Source organism: Ensifer sp. ENS11 (assembly GCF_014851895.1).
GTDB classification, from domain to species: domain Bacteria; phylum Pseudomonadota; class Alphaproteobacteria; order Rhizobiales; family Rhizobiaceae; genus Ensifer; species Ensifer canadensis.
In genome coordinates this window covers 50,441-69,506 of the sequence record NZ_JACVAN010000018.1, presented here as the reverse complement: position 1 = coordinate 69,506, position 19,066 = coordinate 50,441, and the positions used below count along the sequence as shown (strand labels likewise).

Below are 19,066 nucleotides of genomic sequence, written 5' to 3'. Positions count from 1 at the left end.
TCCAAGCGCACGTTCATTGAGGGAACCTGTCATCAGCCGGAAAAACAAACGATGTCCGGTTCAATCAGTGACGAGGTCTTCAACTCGGCTCTGTCGGATGACCTTTGCACGAGGACAATCGGTTGCCCGTGACAGCGCCATAGCGCCGCTCGAAATCGGCGGCGATATCGGAGATGGCGATCTCGCCCAATCGCGCGAGCAGCAGGGTCTCTGCCTCATCGAGTGTTCGCTCCAGCGCCGAATTGACAGCCTGTTCGACCAGGCATTGCGGTTCGTCGGTTGCGACACCCATGGCGAAGAAGCCGGGACTGCCGATGGTTCGATAGACGTCGAGGAGGGTGATCTCGGAAAGCGGCCGCGACAACGTCCAACCGCCGCCATGGCCCTTCTCGGACGACACGTAACCGGCATCGCGAAGGCCGGCCATCGTCCGGCGCACGACGACGGAGTTCGTGCCGAGCATCCGGGCAATGGTTTCGGATGTCATCGGCGCTGCGTGCTTTTCCATGTGCAGCAACACATGCAGCAGCCGTGAAAGCCGTCCGTCCTGGCGCATTGGCAATCTTCCCTGTTTCGCATCTGATAGCATGGATAGTGCCGCCTAGGGGAGGCCGCCGTTTCATTGTCCAGCGGCGTGACGCCCGGACCCGCTGCAGTCGCTGTCAGTCGAACATCAGCGAGCGGTGGGTTGCAGCTCCGGCCATGGCACCGTCTCCAACGGCGAGCGCGACCGACCCCGTCGGCCTTGCCGCATCTCCGCAGGCAAAGACGCCCGGAACCGTCGTTGCCTTCATCGCATCGGTTCGGATGTAGCGTCCGAGCGGGCCGTCGTCCAAGGTGCAGCCGAGCTGTTCGGAAAATGGCGCCGAGACCACCGTCCTGGTGGTGGTGAATATGCCGTCCATCGGCAACACCCGCCCGTCCTTCATGACGACATCGACCCGTTCACCCTCGATCCTGTCGATAAGCCCGTGCTCCAGCGTGACATTGCGCCATGCAAGCTGCTGTAGCTGGTCCGCGTCGGGCTCGAATGCACCGTTGAGAAAGAAGGTGGTCGGACCCCAGTCCGGCAGCATCAGCGCCTGATGCATCGAAAGGGGCGACGTCGCGAGCACGCCGATCCTACCCTGGTCGAGTTCGTAGCCATGGCAATAGGGGCAATGGAAGACGCTCCTGCCCCAGCGTTCGGCAAGCCCGTCAAGATCCGGCAGGACGTCGGTGACGCCGGTGGCGAGGACAAGCCGTTTGCCAGTGACATCGGGGCCCTGCTGCAGGGCGACCTTGAAGCCATCCTGCACACGTTCGGCACTTATGGCGGCAGTCTGCAGCCATTCGACCGACCGGTATTCCATCAATTGCGAGCGGGCTTCGGCGGCGATTTCAGCCGGCGCGCTGCCATCCTGGGTCAGGAAACCGTGCGATGTCGCGGCGAAACGGTTCCGCCGCATTCCGGTGTCGATAACCAGCACGCTCCTGCGGGCGCGGGCGAGTTGAAGGCCGGCGGAAAGGCCGGCGTAGCTGCCGCCAAGGATGATTACGTCATGGGTCATATCGGGCCTCTTCGTCTCAAGATCGTATCTTTATAAGTTACGTGAAGTTGGCTTTCAATATCACGAAACAACAAAAGTTCCATGACTGAGCCTGGCGGCGATGGCTGGCGCCTCAGGATCGGCTCCGGCCGAAAGACGCGAGGCTACGGATAGCTTTGCTGGCGGGGCGGACCAATAGGACCGTCGCTCAAGTTGCTCTGGCGCGATTTCAAGGCAGACAAAAATCCGCCTGTTTGGTAGTCGACTGGATATTATCGTTGCGTGTCCAGCCTCTGTCCCCGGCATCGGGGATCGGAACGCTTCCCGCCAAGGTCCCGCACGGGACGCCCCCGATGAACGACCGGATTTCCCATGCTTCGCAGTTTGTACAATTGGACGATGGACCTCGCTGGCCGGAAGTCCGCCGCATGGTGGCTGGCGCTGGTAGCCTTTGTCGAAAGCTCCGTCTTCGTCGTTCCGGCAGACGTCCTGTTCCTGCCGATGGTGCTGGCAAAACCGCATAGGGCCTATCGTTATGCCTTCATTGCCACACTGTTCTCGGTGCTCGGCGGCATCGCGGGCTGGTTCCTCGGACACTACGCCTTCGACGCGATCGCCCGTCCAATCCTGCAGTTCTACGGCAAGATCGATGCGTTCGAATCGATGCGCGCTTCGGTCGACATGGAGGCAATCGTGCTTCTGCTGGTGACATCGGGGCTTGCGCACGTGCCGCCGATGAAGGTCGTCACCATCCTCTCTGGTGCCGCCAATGTCAGCCTTGGCATGTTCATCGCGTCGGCGGTGATCACGCGCGGCGCGCGCTTCTTCATTTTGGCGGCGGTTCTTCGCCGGCACGGCGAAGCCGTCCGGCATTTCATCGAGAAGCGCCTGGGGTTGATTGCAGCCGTCGCTGCGGCCGTGCTGATCCTGCTTTACGGCGTCTACGTTCTCGCAAAATAACAACAGCGAAGCTGTGCCGAAAGCCTGCCTGCCGTCGGTGGAGGCAAAGGCTTAACGGCCATTTCGGCCCGACAGTGCGCGCCTTGAGGTATTTGGCAAGGCGTTATTCCGTCCATCCGCGCGCAGCGTCTACCGCAAATTGATATCTTGCAAACCGTCGGCAAGCGGCAGCCAAATGGGGGAGATCCAGGTCGCCCAGTAAAGTCTCCGAGAGGCAAGTGTTCATGCGGCTTATCGTTGTCAACGACGTGTCGGAGGCCCTGGGCGGTGCGACCAAGGTCGCGCTCCAATGCATTGAGGCAGGCGTTGCGGCGGGGCTCGACTGTTCCGTTCTGGTCGGGGATGACGGTGCGGGCATTCGCTTGCGATTCCCGGGCGTACAGGTGGAGGCGCTGGGCGAGCGCCCCTTGCGCGACGGCGTCCGCTTCGCAAACCTGTTCGACAGGAATTTCAACGGCCGCGCCTACCGTGCCTTGCGCCGATTGCTCAAGTCCGGAAGTGACACGGTCGTTCATGTTCACGGTTGGTCACAGATCCTGTCCCCTTCGATTTTTCACGCGCTGGAGCGCAGTGACGCCAAGGTCATCGTTACCGCGCATGATTTCTTTCTGAGCTGTCCGAACGGCGCGTATGCTCATTTCGGGAAGGGCGATATCTGCGAGGAGAAACCGCTGACTGCCGGTTGCTTGGCCAGCGCCTGCGACAAGCGCAACTACCTTCACAAGCTGTGGCGTTTCGGCCGTTCGATGACCCAGAGCGCCGCGGGTGAGGTCTTCTGGGGCCGCGTCGGTGTCATTCTCGCGCATGAAGCCATGGAACCTTACCTGAGCACGGGCTCGCTTCGAAACTTCCTGACGTTGCGCACGCCGTCGACGCCGCTCACGCGGTTTCCCGTTGAAGCCTGGAAGAACGAACGCGCCATGTTTCTTGGCCGCATGACGGTAGAAAAGGGCGTCCGTACGCTGGCCGAGGCGCTCAACGTGACGGGCAAGGCGGCGACCTTGATTGGACAAGGGCCGTTGCTCCAGGAAATACAACACACACTTCCTCACTGTCATGTTCCGGGATGGCTTGATGACGGCGAGGTTACCGCCGTCGCGGCCAAGGCACGCTATTTTTTCATGCCGTCGCGGATGCCCGAACCCTACGGTCTCGTCGCCGCCGAGGCGCTGATGTCGGGCATACCGGTGATCGCCAGCAGCAATGCGCTCATTGCCAGAGAAATCGAAGAGAACCAGGCGGGGCTGGTTTTTCAGAGCGGCAATGCCCGATCCCTCGCCGAGAAGATGGTGCTGATGGAAAACGACGATCTCGTTCGGCGTTTGAGCGAGGGTGCATTCGCCTATGGCAAGAGGATCGCGCCTTCGCGCGATGAATGGCACCAGCGGATGGTCGATATCTATGCCGGACGGATCAAATTTTCGATCCGTGATGTGATGACAGGGGCGGTGGGGCGACCTGGACATCCAGAGTTTGGGATGGCCAGCCGGATCTGAAAGGGAGAGAGGATGGCGCGTGCATTGGTGACCGGCGGAGCCGGATTTGTGGGACGCCATCTCTGCGGCAAGCTGATGTCGGAAGGTGTCGAGGTCGTTTGCGTCGATAAGCTCGCGCGCGGAACCGGGGCAATGCGTCCTGAGGATTGGCCGAACCCGCCGAGGGGCGGCTTCTCCCTCATCGAGGAGGATTGCCGCCGCTACTTCGATCGCTCCGACGACCGTTTCGACATGGTGTTTCATCTCGCCGCGATGGTCGGCGGTCGTGTCATGCTGGAGACCCAGACGCTTCTGGTTGCTGAGGATCTCGCGGTGGACACCGATATGTGGCGCTGGGCCGCGCGCACGCGTCCGGGATCCGTCATCTATTTCAGCTCGAGTGCCGCTTATCCCGTGAGCCTCCAGCGCCCGGAAGGGTACCGCAAGCTGAGCGAAGACATGATCGACTTCGAGCACACGATCGGCGTCCCGGATCTGAGTTATGGCTGGGCGAAGCTCAGCGGCGAATACCTCATGAAGCTTTATGTCGAGAATTATGGCGGGCGGGCGGTCGCCTACCGGCCGTTCAGCGGCTACGGCGAGGATCAGGACCTGAGCTATCCATTCCCGGCGATCTGCAGACGGCTCCTCGATGAGCGCGGCACGGAAGAGGTTTTCGTCTGGGGCTCGGGCCGGCAATGTCGCGACTTCATCCATATCTCGGATTGCGTCGATTTCGTCTGGCGAACCTTTACCCGGTTGCAGAACGGCGCATCTCTCAACATCTCCACCGGCATCGCCACCTCCTTCATTGAACTCGCCCAACTGGTCAGCCGGTGCATCGGCTGGGAGCCGAGAGTAAGCGGCCGGTCAGACAAGCCCGAGGGCGTGTTCTTCCGTTGTGGCGATACGGCGCTGCAGGCGTCCTATGGCCTTGCGCCGCGCATCGATCTTCAGGCCGGCGTGGCGCGGGCGCTCGACCAAATGCAATCGAAGCGACCCTATGCACTCGGTGGCGTTGCCTCTCAATAGCCGGATGCGGGCGGCGCAACCGGCTGTTCGGCAAAGTTCGCACGCAGGCGGCTGGTCGCTCCCACGAGCAGGCTAACATCGTTCCCAACAGCGACGAAGAGCGCGCCCAGTTCGAGGTAGCGCTTGGCGAGTGCGGTGTCCGAGGTCAGGATGCCGGCAGCCTTGCCGTGCGACTGTATGCGCGCGAGTGCAGCCTCGACCGCCTCCTGCACCTCGGGTGCCCCGGGCCGGCCAAGGAAGCCCATGTCGGCCGCCAGATCCGCCGGACCGATGAAGACGCCATCGACCCCTTCGGTCGACGCAATATCGTCCAGTGCCGCCAGTCCCGCACGGCTTTCCACCTGCAACAGCAGGCAGATCTCGGCATTGGCGGTCGGGAGATAATCATCAATGCGGTTGAAGGCCGACGCGCGGGCAAGCGCTGCGCCGACGCCGCGCATGCCGTGGGGCGGATACCGCACGGCACGGACCAGCGCGCGGGCCTGTTCGCCGGTCTCGACCATAGGCACCAGCAGCGTCTGCGCGCCGAGATCGAGAAGCTGCTTGATCAGCCACGCCTCGCCGATCGGCGGGCGGATGATCGGATGGCTCGTCGAACTGGAGAGCGCCTGGAGCTGCGCCATCATCAGCGGCACGTCGTTCGGGGCATGTTCGCCGTCGATCAGCAGCCAGTCGAAACCGGCACCGCCGCAGATCTCGGCGGCGTAGGGATTGGCGAGGGCCAGCCAAAGGCCGATCTGCGGCCGGCCCTCGGAAAGGGCAAGCTTGAACATATTGCGTGGAGCAGGCATGGGCGCACCCTATTCGAAGAAGCAGCTGACGGTTCCCTGCGGCCCGAAATCGGCGACGATGGTGTCGCCGTGCCGGGCCTCGACGGGGCGGATGAACGAGCCGGCAAGCACAATCTGGCCGGCGTCGATGCGGTCGCCATAGCTGGCAAGCCGGTTGGCAAGCCAAGCGATGCCGCGGGCCGGATGGTTGAGGACGCCTGCACCAAGCCCGGTTTCTTCAACCGCGGCATTGCGCGAGACGATGGCGCCCATCCAGCGCATGTCGACATCCTGCGGGCGCATGGCGCGGCCGCCGATGACGATGCCGGCATTGGCGGCATTGTCGGAAATGGTGTCGACGATGGTTCGGGCCTTCTTCGTTTCCGGATCGACACGCAGGATGCGTGTGTCGAGAATCTCGAGCGCTGGAGTGACGTAGTCGGTAGCATTGAGGACGTCGAAGACGCTGACATTGGGGCCGGCGAGCGGCGCCTTCATGACGAAAGCGATCTCGGCCTCGATGCGCGGCTGGATGAAACGATCCCTGGGGATCGTGGCGCCGTCCTCGAACATCATGTCGTCGAACAACACGCCGGAATCGGGAATATCGATGTTCAGCGCATATTGCATCGCCTTCGACGTCAGCCCGATCTTCCAGCCGATGACCCTGCGTCCGCGGGCGATCTTCTGCTTCACCCAGGCCGATTGCACGGCGTAGGCGTCGTCCATGGTCATGTCGGGATGCTTCAGGGAGAGAAGGCCGGTCTGGATACGGCTCGCCTCCGCCGCATCGAGCGTCCTTGCGGCATCGGCGATTTCGCTGGCGTTCAACACGGCTCACACCTCGTCGGCGATGGGGTTGCGAAGCAGGCCGATGCCATCGGCCTCGACCTCGACGACATCGCCGGGTTTCAGCCAGATCGGCGGGTCGAAGCGGGCGCCGGCACCGGTCGGCGTTCCCGTGACGATCACGTCGCCGGGCACCAGCGTGGTGAAGGTCGAGACGTAGTTAATGATCTTGCGGAAGGAGAAGATCATCCGGCTGGTTCGGTCCTGCTGGCGGACCCAACCATTGACGCGGGTTTCGAGCTTGATGTCTGCGATCTGCGCCTCGTCGGTGAAGGGAACCAGCCATGGCCCGATCGAACCCGTGCGGTCGAAGTTCTTGCCTTGCGTGACGTTGAACTTGGCGTGGCGCACCCAGTCGCGGATCGTGCCTTCGTTGCAGAGCGACAACGCAGCTATATGGTCGAGCGCCGAGCCTTCGGGGATGCGCCGGCCGCCCTTGCCGATGACGATGACGATCTCGCCCTCGTAGTCGAGCTGCGGGCTTTCAGGCGGGCGGATCAGCGGCTGTCCGTGCCCGGTGAAGGAACGCGGGAAGCGGATGAACAGCGACGGATTGGACGGTGCTGCCTGCCCATCGCGGTACTCTTCGTTGCGATCGGGGAAATTGACTCCGACGCAGATGATCTTTTCCGGCGCGGGGATCGGGATTTCGAAGCGGATTTCATCCAGCGAAAAATCCGGGGCGAGGGTGGCGGCTTCGTCCGCAAGCCTTGTCAGGGCGCCGTCGGCAATGACCTCGCGCAGCGTCGGCCATTTCGAGCAATAACGCCGGGACAGATCGATGATGCCGTGGTCGCTGACAAGGCCGTATCCCTGACCGTCGCTCGTGTAAAAACTGGCGAATTTCACAAGCGTCATTTCAATCCTCCGGCCTGGTCGGGCGATGCCGACGGGCAGACATGTTTGATCCCGCAGATCACCGGTTAGCCATGCCCGCAGCGACCTCGGTGATGACATCGAAGGCGACATCGGCGTCCGCCTCGGTCATGTCGAACTGGCCTGCCTGGAAGCGGATGGCGACGCGGCCGTCGACCCGCGTCTGGGTCAGGTAAATGCGGCCATCGTCGTTGATGGCATTGACCAGCGCGATGTTGTGGGCGTCGCTGTCGGCGCCACCGCGATGGCGGAACGAGAACAGCGAGAAGCGCGGCGCGGTGACGATTTCGAAGTTTTCGTTCGCGCCGAGGCGCGCGGCCAGGCGATTTGCCCAGGCGACGTGGTTGCGGATCATCGTCTTCAGACCATCCAGCCCGTGGAAGCGCAGCAGGAACCACAGCTTCAGGGCGCGGAAGCGCCTTCCGAGCGGGATCGTCCATTCAGAATAGTTGATGATGCCGTCGCGGCCATGGGTCTTCAGATATTCCGGTTGGATCGCCAGCGTGCGGACGAGATCATCGGGATTGCGGATGAAATGGGCAGAGCAGTCGAACTGGGCGCCGAGCCATTTGTGCGGGTTGAAGACGACAGAATCCGCCTCTTCGACACCGGCCCAGAGCGAGCGGAATTCCTCGCAGATCATTGCCGACCCGGCCCATGCCGCATCGACATGGACATAAAGGCCGTGCTTGTGGGCGACGCGAACGACTTCGGCGATATCGTCGCAGGCGCCGGTGCTGGTGCCGCCGGTACAGGCAATGACGCCGGCCGGCAGGAAACCTGCGTCTTTATCCCTGATAATGGCCGCTTCGAGCGCTTGGCAGTCCATTGCGTGGAGCGGCCCGGCCGCCGGTATGCGCACGAGGTTTTCCTCGCCGATGCCCGACACCCAGATGGCCCGGTCGATCGAGGTGTGGACTTGGTCCGAGGAGTAGATGCGCAAGGGCGCGTGTGCGCTCAGTCCTTGCTTGTTGCCTTTCCAGTTCAAGGCGCGCTCGCGCATGACGAGTACGGCGGAGAGCGTGGCGGAGGACGCCGAGTCCTGGATCACGCCGGAAAAGCCGTCGGGCAGGCCGATCGCCTGGCGCAGCCAGTCGATCACCCTGGTTTCGAGCTCCGTGGCAGCGGGGGAGGTCTGCCACAGCATGCATTGGGCGGCCATCGCCGTCACCAGATATTCGGCGATGACGGAAACCGGGGCGGCGTTGGCAGGGAAATAGGCGAAGAAGCGCGGGTGCTGCCAATGGGTCATGCCCGGCAGGATGATGTTTTCGAAATCCTCGAAGATCGCCGCCATGTCCTCGCCGGTCTGGGGCGGCTTGCTCGGGATCTGGGCTGCGATCGCGCCCGGTGCCGTCTGGGCGCGAACAGGCCTGTCGCGTAGCGACGCCCGATAGGCCGATCCCCATTCCGCCGCTTTCTGCGACCACTCACCGAAAGTCTTCTCGTCCATAACGTTCCTCCCCTTGCGCCATTGGTGCCGGCCCTGTTGTGCCGGCATCCACCTTTCATGCCTCGATTTACGGGGCGATGATAGGTTGCGCCTTCAACGCCGGTTCCACCGTCTCGGCGTCTGCAAATTGGCTGCCCTCTTCGAACCAGGAGCGTGGCGCAGGCGCGCCCCAGAGCGTTTGGCGCTGCGGGTCCTTGAGATCCCATTTGATCGGTTCGAGATCGGGATCAACGGTCTGGTAGTCCGAGCAATAGATCTCGATGCGGTGGTTGTCGGGATCGCGGACATAGAGGAAGAAGGCATTGGAAATGCCATGACGTCCGGGGCCGCGCTCGATATTGGCGAGCCAGCCGGAGGTCGACATCAGGTCGAGCAGGTCGATGATGTTGAGCGGCGTCGGCACCCAGAAGGCGGTATGATGCAGGCGCGGGCCGCGACCATTGGTAAAGGCGATGTCGTGTACGCCGCCCTTGCGGTGGGTCCAGGCCGCCCAGAGCCGGCCGGTCTCCTCGTCGGCCGTATACTCGGTCACGCGGAAACCGATCTCGTTATAGAAGGCGACGGCGTCGTCGACATTGGGCGAGAAGCAGTTGAAATGGTCGATGCGCAGCGGCTTTACGCCGCGATAAAGCGCATATTTCTGATGGATCGGCGGCAGGCGGTCCATCTTCGAATAGAATTCCAAGGGAATGCCCTGCGGATCGCGGGTGCGGAAGGTGCGCGACTGATAGGGCCGCTCGATCCATTCGACCGGCAACCCCTTCTGCTTGAAGAAATGCGCCGCCTTGTCGAGGTCCTCGTCACCAAAGACCTTGAAACCGAGATCGCGGGCTTCGGCAGTCGCTGCCTTCTTCAGCACGATGCAGTGATGGCCGCGTTCTTCCATGGCGCGCAGATAGATCGTGTCGGCCGTCTCGTCGGTCACCTGCAGGCCCAGCACATAGACATAGAAGGCGCGCGATTTGGCGAGATCGGTGACGGCGAGTTCGACATGGCTCAGCCGCACGATGTTGAAAGGCGGGTGAAGGTTCGGCTTCGGTAAGGGCATTCTTGTCTCCTCCAGTTTTGGGCGGCGCGGTTCGTGTCTCGCGCTCAGCCGCCGAGCTTGGCGATCGCATGCGCCGAGCTGGCAAACGCGATGTTCTTGGTTTCCATGTAAAAGTCGAACGACCAGTCGCCGCCGTCGCGGCCGATGCCGGAGCTTTTGACGCCGCCAAAGGGCGTCGGCAGATGACGGACATTTTCGGAATTGACCCAAATCATCCCCGCCTCGAGATGATCGGTGAAGCGGAAGGCGCGCGTGATGTCGGAGGTCCAGAGGTAGCCGGTAAGGCCGTATTGAACGTCGTTGGCAAGCTCCAGCGCCTCCGCCTCGTCCTTGAAGGCAATGGCGGTCAGGACCGGCCCGAAGATCTCCTCCTGCGCGATCCGCATGGAATTGTTGGCGCCGGTAAAGAGCGTCGGCTGGACGTAGCAGCCGCCACCGGGGCCGTCGAACTTTGCACCGCCGGCAGCAACCGTCGCACCTTCTTCCTGGCCGATGCCGATGTATTCGAGCACCTTCTTTTCATGCTCCGGGTGGATCAGCGGCCCGACTACGGTTTCCGGATCGAGCGGATGACCGATCCTGATGCGCTTGGCCTTCTCGGCAACCAGCGCGGTAAAGCTGTTGTAGATGCTGTCTTCCACCAGCAGCCGAGAAGAGGAGGTGCAGCGTTCACCGTTCAGCGAATAGATCATGAACACCGCGGCGTCAGCGGCGCGCTCCAGATCGGCGTCGGCAAAGACGACGACCGGGTTCTTGCCGCCGAGCTCGAAATGCACCCGCTTCAGCGTGTCGGCGCCCTGTTTCATGATCAGCGATCCCGTCCGGCTTTCGCCGACGAAGCCGATGGCCTTGATGGCAGGGTGCTCGGTCAGCGCCTTGCCGGCGTCCTCGCCAAAGCCGTTGACCAGGTTCCAGACACCCTTGGGTAGACCGGCTTCCTCGGCGATCTCGACGAGCAGGCGGGCCGTCAGCGGCGAGAACTCCGCCGGCTTGTGGACGATGGTGCAGCCGGCCGCGAGCGCGGGCGCTATCTTCCAAGTCGACAGCATGAACGGCGTGTTCCAGGGCGTGATGATGCCGACCGGGCCGATCGGTACGCGCGTGGTCATGTTGATCTGGTTGTCACCGCGTAGCACCTTGCCGTCGCGGGCCTCCGGTGCGCGATCGGCAAAGAAGCGAAAGTTCTCCGCACCACGCAGAGCGGCCTTGGCCATGAACTTGAGCGACTGCCCCGTGTCCATGCATTCGACGAAGGCAATCTCCTCGGCGCGCGCGACGATGGCATCGGCGATCTTGTGCAGAAGTTTTTTGCGCGTTTCGCCCGGCATGGCGGCCCAGGCTGGGAAGGCCTCCTTCGCGGCACGGGCAGCGCGGTCGATATCGGCTGCTTTGCCGCGTGAGACGGTTGCAAGCGGCTTGAGATCGACTGGCGAGATCGTCTCGAAGCTGTCGCCATCCAGCGCCGGCACGGCTTCGCCATTGATGTGGTTCAAGACGCCGTGCGTGCCGAAGCGGGCGAGATAGGCGTCCGCCTTCTTGAAGTTCTCGTCGAGTTTGGACATGTCATTCTCCAATCGTGGTGCGCTGCCGTTGTGCGGGCGCAGAAACTCTTGCCGACTTCTGCCGGGGTCAGTTGCCCTGCTTTCGAAGGCGCGGGTGGATCGCGTTCTTCTTCCAGCTGAGATCCGGGTCGATTTCGCGGATCTCCAGGCTGAGGGCGAAATGAGGTGTGTCGAAAAGGCTTGCGAGCTCTTGTGTGGCGGCATCGAAGATGGCCGTCCCGGTCGCCTGCTTTTCGGCGTCCGAGCGGCCCCAGCCGATTCGGAAGGACATGTCGATGAAACTGTTCTCAGGCAAGAGATCGGCAATCGCGTAGTCGGCGCTGCGGATTGCGCGCACGCGAACGGCGCCGGTTTCAAAGAGACCGGTGCCGAGGATGGTCTTGTGGATCGTGCGGCACAGGCGGTCGAAGTCGACGCGCGCGTCGAGATTGGCGGAATGTTCGATCGTGAAGTGCGGCATTTCCTGTCCTCCGTGTCTCTCTGTTTATTAATTAACACGTTAACAATATGCCGTTCCGTGTCAAGCGACTTTCGCTGTCGCCCGAAGCTCGCCGGCAATTGCAGAAAGGTGAAAAATCGCCCATAGATCGCGCATGAGCCGTGCGAAAACCCCGATCGAGCTTGGGCCCGACGCCCTTCTTCCCCACAATACGCGTCGGTCGCTGCCGATCGCGCTTCTGCGCGCGCGCGAAGCGGTGATGGGGCATTTCCGACCGATGCTGGCGCGTCACGAAATCACCGAGCAGCAATGGCGCGTCATCCGGATCCTCGCAGAATCCGGCAAGGTCGACGCGTCCGAGATGGCCGACAAGGCCTTCATTTTGGCGCCGAGCCTCACGCGTATCATCCGCTCGCTCGAGGAGCGCGGACTGATCACCAAGCACAAGGACGCCGACGACGGTCGTCGCGTGCTGCTCGAGATCGCGCCCGCGGGCATGCGCGTCATTGCCGATGTCAGCCCGGAAAGCCGGGCGATCTACGACCAGCTCGAAGCGCGTTACGGCCGCGAACGTGTTGAGGTGTTGCTCGACATGCTGGACGAGCTCGCAACGCTCGGCGATTGATAAGGCATCTGCATTCCTCATGCGAGGACCGGTAGCGCTTGCGCCAAGAGCAACGCCTCATCCGCGTAACGACGCACACGCGCCTCCGCGTCCGGAAGTTCCGGGCGCGCGGCAAACCAGCCGATATAGGTGAGGCTACGAAGCGCCATGAAGATCGGCAGCGCCGAAAGTGCCGGATCCGTCAATGGGCGCTTGCTTCTGTATCCTTCGATCAACGCCCTTTCGATCGCCTCGTAGGCCGGTTCATTGCGGTTCTTCAGGAGCGCCGTCGCGATATCGAACAGGCGAAAGCCGAAGCCCGCGTCGTCGAAATCGATGAACGCCACGCCGTCGTCACAAACCAGCACGTTCTCGCGCACGAGGTCGGCATGGACGAGGCCGTAGTCGAACTCGCCCGCAGGCACGTTTTCCAGAATGCTCCGAAGCCGATCGCGCAGAATGCCGAGCCCACACCTCTGCTCGACCGACAGGCCCTCGCAATCCCAGAAGCGGCCCCAGACCGGCCTTTCGCCAAGCAGGCCCGCGATGTCCCAGGCAGGACGTTTGAAGCCTGATGGCGCCGACCAGCGATCGGCAAGGTTGTGCATGTCGGCCATCATGGCCCCAAGCGCATGAAACAGGACGATCTGCCTCTCACCGCTATGCGCGAGCGGAACGCCGCTTTCACCGAACGGCGAGCCGTCCAGCCAGCTGACGATATCGGCATGCTGTGCGCCAAAATCATCGGTCGGGTCGAGATGCACGAGAAGACGGCCGTCCGGTGTCGCAATCGCGCTCGGCACCGCAAGGCCGCCGTCGCCCAAGGCTGTCATCCACTGCAGTTCGGAGCGCAGCGCGGCCTCGTCGTGATAACCCGGTCGGTGCAGTCTGAGCGCAGCCGGCTCGCCGTCGGCGAGGGTGACCCGGAAGACGGCGTTCTCCCGATATTTCAGCAGCTCGGGCCGCACGTCGGCAAGTCCCCAGTGGGTTATGGCCTCCAGTGCGCGGGCCTCGAGTGCTAGCAGCAGATGTTGTGGCAGATGCTCGGCCATGGCGCGTTCACAAGCCTGAAAGCACGTCGTCGAGGGTCGACAACATCAGGTCGGCGTTCTCCTTGGAGAACGGCATCGGCGGGCGGATCTTTGTCGCGCATTGATGGATGCCGAGCTTGCCCATCAGCACGCCACGCTCGCGCATGTCGTTGATGACCTTGGTGGCGAGTTCGGCGGCCGGCGTCTTGTTACCCCGGTCGAGCACGAGTTCCGCTCCGAAGAACAAGCCGCTGCCGCGCACGTCGCCGATGATGGCGTGCTTGTGCCTGAGCCGGTCGATGCCGGCCTTGGAATAGGCGCCGACCTCGCGGGCATTATCTACAAGCTTTTCATCCTCGATGACGTCGAGCACGGCCATTGCCGCGGCGCAGGACACCGGATTGCCGCCGAAGGTGTTGAAGTAGCGGAACGCCTTGCGGAACGCGTTCAGCGCATCGCTGCCGGCAACGACGCCGCCGATCGGATGGCCGTTGCCCATCGGCTTGCCTAGCGTGACGATGTCGGGGGTGATGCCGGCCTTCTGGTGGCCCCACATGTGCCCGCCCGTGCGGCCGAAACCGGGCTGGACCTCGTCGGCAATCACCACGCCGCCGGCTTTCCGCACGGCCGCAACGGTCCTGTCGAGGAAGCCCTCAGGTAGATCGGGGAAGCCCTCATTGGCGAAGAACGGGTCGATGATCAGCGCGGAAAAACCAAACGGGCTTTTCTGCAGCTCGGCGATCGCCTTTTCCACTTCGGCCGCAAACGCGATCGAAAAGGCTTCGCCGGAAACGCCGCCGAGTGGCCGGTAGCTATCCGGTGCCGGCACGTGGCGCACATGGCCGCCGGAGCCGCCGACCGGCGGCATCCGGGTGGAAAGCTGCGAAACGGAGGCAGTGTTGCCGTGATAGGTGTGATCGGTGGCGATGACCCCGGTTTTTCCGGTCACCGCCTGAGCCATGCGCAGGGCAATGTCGTTGGCCTCGCTGCCGGTGCAGGTCAGGATCGCTGTGTCTAGACTAGGATCGAACGTCGCGGTCAGTCGTTCGACATAGTCGAGGATACCCTCGTGCAGGTAGCGCGTGTGGGTGTTCAGCGTCGATGCCTGCCGGGTGATCGCTTCGACCACGCGGGGATGGCAATGGCCGACATGCGGCACATTGTTGTAGCAGTCGAGATAGCGTCTGCCGTCGGCGTCAAAGAGCCAGACGCCTTCTCCCCTGATGATATGGACCGGGTCGCTGTAAAACAGCGACATGTTCTTGCCGAGCAGCCGTTCGCGGCGTGCCAGCAGCGCTGCCGTGTCGCTCATGTCATTTGCCCCCGGCAGCACTCAGGCCGGCGTCGAGCGCCGAAAGAATGCGCGTGACATCCTCGGCAGTGATCACGAGTGGCGGCGACAGGATCACGTTCGGGCCGGAGGTGCGGACCATGACACCAGCCTCATAGGCTGCGTCCTGGACCTTCTGCACCACGTCCTTGGCAGCCGGCGATTTCTTTGCCTGGTCCGACACCAGTTCGAGCGCGCACATCAGGCCCTTGCCGCGCACATCGCCGATGAGGTCGTGGTTGGCCTTCAGAGCTTGCAGGCCGGCCATCAACTCCTCGCCGCGCGCGCCCGCATTGGCCGCCACATCAAGGCGTTTTGTTTCCTTGAGGGTTGCAAGGGCGGCAGCCGCACCGACCGGGTGACCGGAATAGGTGTAGCCATGGCCGATCGAACCGGCAGCCGTCCTGTTGGTCTCGAAAGCCTCGGCAACCTTGTCCGAGATCATCACCGCGCCGAAGGGATAATAACCGTTGGTGATGGCCTTGGCCGTCGACATCAGGTCCGGCTTGACACCCCAAAGACGCGAACCGGTCCAGGCGCCGGTGCGGCCGAAGGCGGTGATCACCTCGTCAGCAATCAGCAGGATGCCGTGGCGATCGCAGATCTCGCGCATTAGCGGCATGAAGGTTTCGTGCGGCACGATCACGCCGCCGGCACCGAGCACCGGCTCCATGATCAGCGCGGCGATGGTGTCGGCCCCCTGGAAGGCGATCTCGTCTTCGAAGAGGCGGGCAATGCCCCTGGCGATCTCGGCGCCGTCCGTCGTCGCGAACGGATTGCGGTAGGTATAGGGGGCGGGAAGGTGGAAGACGCCCGGCAGCAGCGGCTCGTAGTTGCGGCGGAAATTAGAGTTGCCATTGACCGACGCGCCGCCGAAATGCGTGCCGTGGTAGCCCTTCTTCAGCGCGACGAATTTGGTGCGCTCCGGCTGGCCGTTGAGCTTGTGGTACTGGCGGGCGAGGCGAAGGCAGGTCTCGACCGAGTCCGAGCCGCCCGAGGTGAAGAACGAGCGGCTGAGGCCATCCTCCTTGAACCATTCGGCAAGTTCATAGGAAAGCTCGATCAGCGGCGAGTTGGTGGTGCCGCGGAAGGTCGAATAATAGGGCAGGTCGTCGAGCTGATCGCGGATCGCCTTCTTCACCGGCTCGCAGGAATAACCGAGATTGACGTTCCACAAGCCGCCGACCGCATCGAGTACCTTCTTGCCGTGGATGTCGACGATCTCCACGCCCTCGCCGGCATTGATGATGCGCGGCGGCGTCGCGTGCATTTCGGCGGGGTGTGCCATCGGATGCCACAGGTGGCGGGCGTTGTTCTCGATGAGGAAATTGGTTTCGCGCATGTCTTGCTCCTGGTCAGTTCAAATGCCGAGCATCCGGAGGGCTCTGGCGTAGCTTTCGGCGGGTCTGGTGACATCGAAGTGCACGTTGGGCAGGGACACTGCCTCGGCGCCCTCAATGTTCTTTTTCTGGTCGTCGACGAAGACGCAGGCCTCTCGCGGCAGGCCGAGCTCGGAAAGTGCGAGTTCGTAGGCCCGCGGGTCCGGTTTCAGGATGCCGGTGTAGGTGGCATCGACGATGACGTCGAAAAGCTGGATCAGCGGGAAGCGCTTGCGAAACTCGACCCCGTAGAAAAGATCGAGCTCGTTGGAAAGAATGGCGAGCCTGATACCGGCGTCCTTGGCCTGTAGGATCGCATCGCGCGCTTCCGGGCGCAGCACCAGTTCCGGCTCGGCGCCGCGCGCGCGCTGGACGAAGGTCTTCATATCCGTCCAGTCTTCACCGACGAGGTGCCCGACTTCGCGGGTGCGCTCCGTCCAATAGTCGCGCTCGGTGATCTCGCGCCTCTGCATCGACACCCAGAGTGGATCGGTGGCGGTGTCGAACGGCCCCCGCCAGGTCAGGCTGCCGGGGGCAAGGCCGAGCGCGCGCTCGGTGACATCGTGGGTTTCAAACAGCGTGCGTGTAACGACGCCGCCGAAGTCGAGGATGAGAGCGCGATCCGTCACGGGCGGCCTCCCGGGATCACGCCGCGGGCGATCCAGTCGTCGAAGATGGCGAGCGCCTTTGCCGAAAACTCCGGTGCGTTGATGTGGCTGTCGATTTCATGAAGGCTGACGGAGGAGGGGACGGCGCGGCGCATCTCGTCGATGAAGGCGTCGAGCGCTTCAGGTTCGTGCAGCGGTTCCTCCGGCTTGTCCCATTCCTGGATGCCCTTGAGCGGCAGGATGAAGGCGACTTCGGCGCTGGTCACGGCGAGCTTGCCGCCGATGATGCGGGCGATCTCGCGCCGGCCTTCTGGCGATGTCGTCACCGAGCCCAGCAGCCGGTTGTGGGCATGATAGGGCCGGCCAGCTAAGGCTGCGGGCAATGCCTGCCAGGCGGGCAGGTCGACCATATCGACTGCTCCCGGTGCTACAAGCTGCGGAATTCCGGCGCGTCCGGCATTTTCCAGCCGATCTGGCCCTGACGTGACGACGGTGCCGTGATGATGGTTGCTGACTTCCTGGATGCAGAAGTCGAAGACGGCGGTAAAGCCGTTCTGTGCGGCAATCGCCTCGAAGGCGCGGCCGCCCATGCCGGTCGCATGAAACACTGCGACGTCATAGCCGCGGCGCTCAAGTTCGGGCTTCAGGTATTTCATGTATTTGAGGCAGCTCGATCCGAGCGAGGTCATGCCGATGAGCGGCCGCTCCTTGTCCGGTTTGGTGCCGAAGCGCGCCGCCCCGACGACGGCGCCACAGGCTTGCGAAAGCACCGATCGGCAAATGCCGTTGAGGCCGTAAAGTCCGCCCGCCCACAGGATCATCATCAGATCGGGCGCGATGCGTTCCGGCGGCAGCAGGTGCGAATAGGCGATCGTCGAGACGACGAACTTCGGCACGCCGAGCGGCAGGGCTGCAGCGACGTCGAGTGCCAGGTCCGTGCCCATCGAACCGCCGAGAATGATGACGCCATCGGCCTGGCCCGCATCGTAGAGGCTGCGGGTGAGGGCCGCCGCACCCTTGGCCATCAACTCCATCGCACTGTTTTCGTCGCCGCTTGCGGCAATCGCTACGATCGACGTGCCTGCCGCCTTGGCGATATCGTGACGGGAATATTCCGGCGCATAGGGCGGATCACCGAGAACGCTGACGTCGATCATCACAGGCAGGCCACCGGCCTCGCGAATGACGGATGCCATGAATTGAAGCTCTTCGCATTTGGTGTCTCCCGTCCCAACGACAAGGATGTTGGGTAGACGGTTCATCGCATTCATCAGCCGGCCCTCCTTGCCAGCGGATTGGCAGGCACCTGCTCCAACCCAAAGAATTTCTCCGAAATGCGTTTCGCGATCGCCGCCGTTGCCGGTCCGAGTTGCTCGATCGTGTCGGCATTGGCGCGCACCTGCGGGGCTGCAACGGCGATCGCGCCGATCGGCACGCTGTCCGGCGCACGGATCGGGGCGGCGACACTGATGACGCCGCTTTCGAGCCCCTGCTGGCTGATCGAATAGCCGCGGTGGGCGGTCTCTACGAGCAGGCGGCGAAGTTCTGTTTTCGACGTGATCGTGTACTCGGTGAAGGCTTCAAGGGGCATGGACAGTGCATCTTCGATCTGCCTTGCCGGGCAGAAGGCGAGGAAGGCGTGGCCGGATGCGGTCGCATGGAAGGGCAACGCGCTGCCGATGTCGACGATGACCCGATGGGCGCGCGGCGAATCTTCCACGTGAACGGTCGAAAGCCGGTCGGCGACGAATTCCGAGAGATGCACGGTCTCGCCTGATGTGCTGGCAAGCTCTTTTACGAATGGAATGGCGAGCGTGAGAAAGGGGAACCGTGCTTCCCGGATGCGGGCAAGCCGGACCGGCGCGCCGCCGATGCGGTAGCGCTTGGTATCCGGATCCTGTTCGACGAAACCGTGTTTTTCAAGCTCGACGAGAAAGCGTCGCGCCGTCGCCTTGTCGAGCACGCAATGCCTGGCGATGTCGCTCAAGCCCACTTCCCTGTCCAGTCGCGAGATCGCGTCCAACAGGGTCAGTGCCTTACCGATGGTGCTCATCCAGTCCTCCGTCGTTGAGCGCCGCCGTCAGTGATCCCGATGCCTGTTCCCTTGATTCCCAGGCGGTT

The 19,066-nt window shown here is 62.9% G+C and carries 19 protein-coding genes; 4 read left to right on the top strand and 15 right to left on the bottom strand.

What is annotated here, in order from left to right; all coding sequences use genetic code 11:
- Positions 1-79 precede the first annotated feature (79 nt).
- Both IB264_RS26205 and IB264_RS26200 read right to left on the bottom strand, forming a co-directional pair.
- Positions 80-556: an Rrf2 family transcriptional regulator gene (locus IB264_RS26205; RefSeq protein WP_025428268.1), complete on the bottom strand. Its 477-nt coding sequence runs from the start codon at positions 554-556 to the stop codon at positions 80-82.
- Between the two features lie 106 nt (positions 557-662).
- Positions 663-1,550, bottom strand: coding sequence for an NAD(P)/FAD-dependent oxidoreductase (locus tag IB264_RS26200; RefSeq protein ID WP_057225056.1), 888 nt, complete (start codon positions 1,548-1,550; stop codon positions 663-665).
- Positions 1,551-1,901: 351 nt separating this feature from the next.
- Here IB264_RS26200 and IB264_RS26195 point away from each other — a divergent pair, with 351 nt between their 5' ends.
- The 3 genes from IB264_RS26195 to IB264_RS26185 all read left to right on the top strand — a co-directional run bounded on the left by IB264_RS26195 (position 1,902) and on the right by IB264_RS26185 (position 4,996).
- Positions 1,902-2,489, top strand: coding sequence for a YqaA family protein (locus IB264_RS26195; protein WP_057207375.1), 588 nt, complete (start codon positions 1,902-1,904; stop codon positions 2,487-2,489).
- Positions 2,490-2,713: 224 nt separating this feature from the next.
- Positions 2,714-3,985, top strand: coding sequence for a glycosyltransferase (locus IB264_RS26190; protein WP_063991849.1), 1,272 nt, complete (start codon positions 2,714-2,716; stop codon positions 3,983-3,985).
- Positions 3,986-3,997: 12 nt separating this feature from the next.
- Positions 3,998-4,996, top strand: coding sequence for an NAD(P)-dependent oxidoreductase (locus IB264_RS26185; RefSeq protein ID WP_057207374.1), 999 nt, complete (start codon positions 3,998-4,000; stop codon positions 4,994-4,996).
- Here the strand turns inward: IB264_RS26185 and hpaI are convergent.
- The 7 genes from hpaI to IB264_RS26150 form a co-directional block, all read right to left on the bottom strand.
- The gene (gene hpaI, locus IB264_RS26180) at positions 4,990-5,787 is read right to left on the bottom strand and encodes a 4-hydroxy-2-oxoheptanedioate aldolase (protein WP_057225053.1); all 798 of its coding nucleotides are present in this window, start codon (positions 5,785-5,787) and stop codon (positions 4,990-4,992) included. The two genes, IB264_RS26185 and hpaI, sit on opposite strands and share 7 nt — an antisense overlap.
- Positions 5,788-5,796: 9 nt before the next feature.
- Positions 5,797-6,600: a 2-oxo-hept-4-ene-1,7-dioate hydratase gene (gene hpaH / locus IB264_RS26175; protein ID WP_057214618.1), complete on the bottom strand. Its 804-nt coding sequence runs from the start codon at positions 6,598-6,600 to the stop codon at positions 5,797-5,799.
- Positions 6,601-6,603: 3 nt separating this feature from the next.
- Positions 6,604-7,473: a fumarylacetoacetate hydrolase family protein gene (locus IB264_RS26170; protein ID WP_057225051.1), complete on the bottom strand. Its 870-nt coding sequence runs from the start codon at positions 7,471-7,473 to the stop codon at positions 6,604-6,606.
- A 58-nt stretch (positions 7,474-7,531) separates the two neighbouring features.
- Complete coding sequence (locus IB264_RS26165) at positions 7,532-8,944, bottom strand: pyridoxal-dependent decarboxylase (protein WP_025428276.1); 1,413 nt, start codon at positions 8,942-8,944, stop codon at positions 7,532-7,534.
- Between the two features lie 67 nt (positions 8,945-9,011).
- Entirely contained in the window at positions 9,012-9,992 is a 981-nt protein-coding gene (hpaD, locus tag IB264_RS26160) for a 3,4-dihydroxyphenylacetate 2,3-dioxygenase (protein WP_057225049.1), read from the bottom strand.
- Between the two features lie 44 nt (positions 9,993-10,036).
- Positions 10,037-11,554 carry a 5-carboxymethyl-2-hydroxymuconate semialdehyde dehydrogenase gene (gene hpaE, locus IB264_RS26155; RefSeq protein WP_057225047.1) on the bottom strand — a complete coding sequence of 506 codons (1,518 nt, stop codon included), beginning with the start codon at positions 11,552-11,554 and terminating at the stop codon, positions 10,037-10,039.
- Between the two features lie 67 nt (positions 11,555-11,621).
- Positions 11,622-12,014 carry a 5-carboxymethyl-2-hydroxymuconate Delta-isomerase gene (locus tag IB264_RS26150; RefSeq protein WP_057225045.1) on the bottom strand — a complete coding sequence of 131 codons (393 nt, stop codon included), beginning with the start codon at positions 12,012-12,014 and terminating at the stop codon, positions 11,622-11,624.
- A 133-nt stretch (positions 12,015-12,147) separates the two neighbouring features.
- Between IB264_RS26150 and hpaR the strand changes: the two genes are divergently transcribed.
- Positions 12,148-12,618: a homoprotocatechuate degradation operon regulator HpaR gene (gene hpaR, locus IB264_RS26145; RefSeq protein WP_057225044.1), complete on the top strand. Its 471-nt coding sequence runs from the start codon at positions 12,148-12,150 to the stop codon at positions 12,616-12,618.
- A gap of 17 nt (positions 12,619-12,635) precedes the next feature.
- Here the strand turns inward: hpaR and IB264_RS26140 are convergent, their stop codons facing one another.
- The 6 genes from IB264_RS26140 to IB264_RS26115 are packed head-to-tail and all read right to left on the bottom strand — an operon-like array spanning position 12,636 to position 18,998.
- Positions 12,636-13,649, bottom strand: coding sequence for a phosphotransferase enzyme family protein (locus IB264_RS26140; protein WP_057225042.1), 1,014 nt, complete (start codon positions 13,647-13,649; stop codon positions 12,636-12,638).
- Positions 13,650-13,656: 7 nt separating this feature from the next.
- Positions 13,657-14,940 carry an aspartate aminotransferase family protein gene (locus IB264_RS26135; RefSeq protein WP_057225040.1) on the bottom strand — a complete coding sequence of 428 codons (1,284 nt, stop codon included), beginning with the start codon at positions 14,938-14,940 and terminating at the stop codon, positions 13,657-13,659.
- 1 nt (position 14,941) lies between these two features.
- A complete protein-coding gene (locus IB264_RS26130; protein WP_057225038.1) occupies positions 14,942-16,300 on the bottom strand; it encodes an aspartate aminotransferase family protein in 1,359 nt (452 codons plus the stop codon).
- Between the two features lie 18 nt (positions 16,301-16,318).
- Positions 16,319-16,966: an HAD family hydrolase gene (locus tag IB264_RS26125; protein WP_057220701.1), complete on the bottom strand. Its 648-nt coding sequence runs from the start codon at positions 16,964-16,966 to the stop codon at positions 16,319-16,321.
- Positions 16,963-18,216, bottom strand: coding sequence for a Tm-1-like ATP-binding domain-containing protein (locus IB264_RS26120; protein ID WP_057225035.1), 1,254 nt, complete (start codon positions 18,214-18,216; stop codon positions 16,963-16,965). Before IB264_RS26120 ends, IB264_RS26125 begins: the two co-directional genes overlap by 4 nt.
- Positions 18,216-18,998, bottom strand: a complete 783-nt coding sequence (locus tag IB264_RS26115) for an IclR family transcriptional regulator (RefSeq protein WP_057225033.1) — start codon at positions 18,996-18,998, stop codon at positions 18,216-18,218. Before IB264_RS26115 ends, IB264_RS26120 begins: the two co-directional genes overlap by 1 nt.
- Positions 18,999-19,066 lie beyond the last annotated feature (68 nt).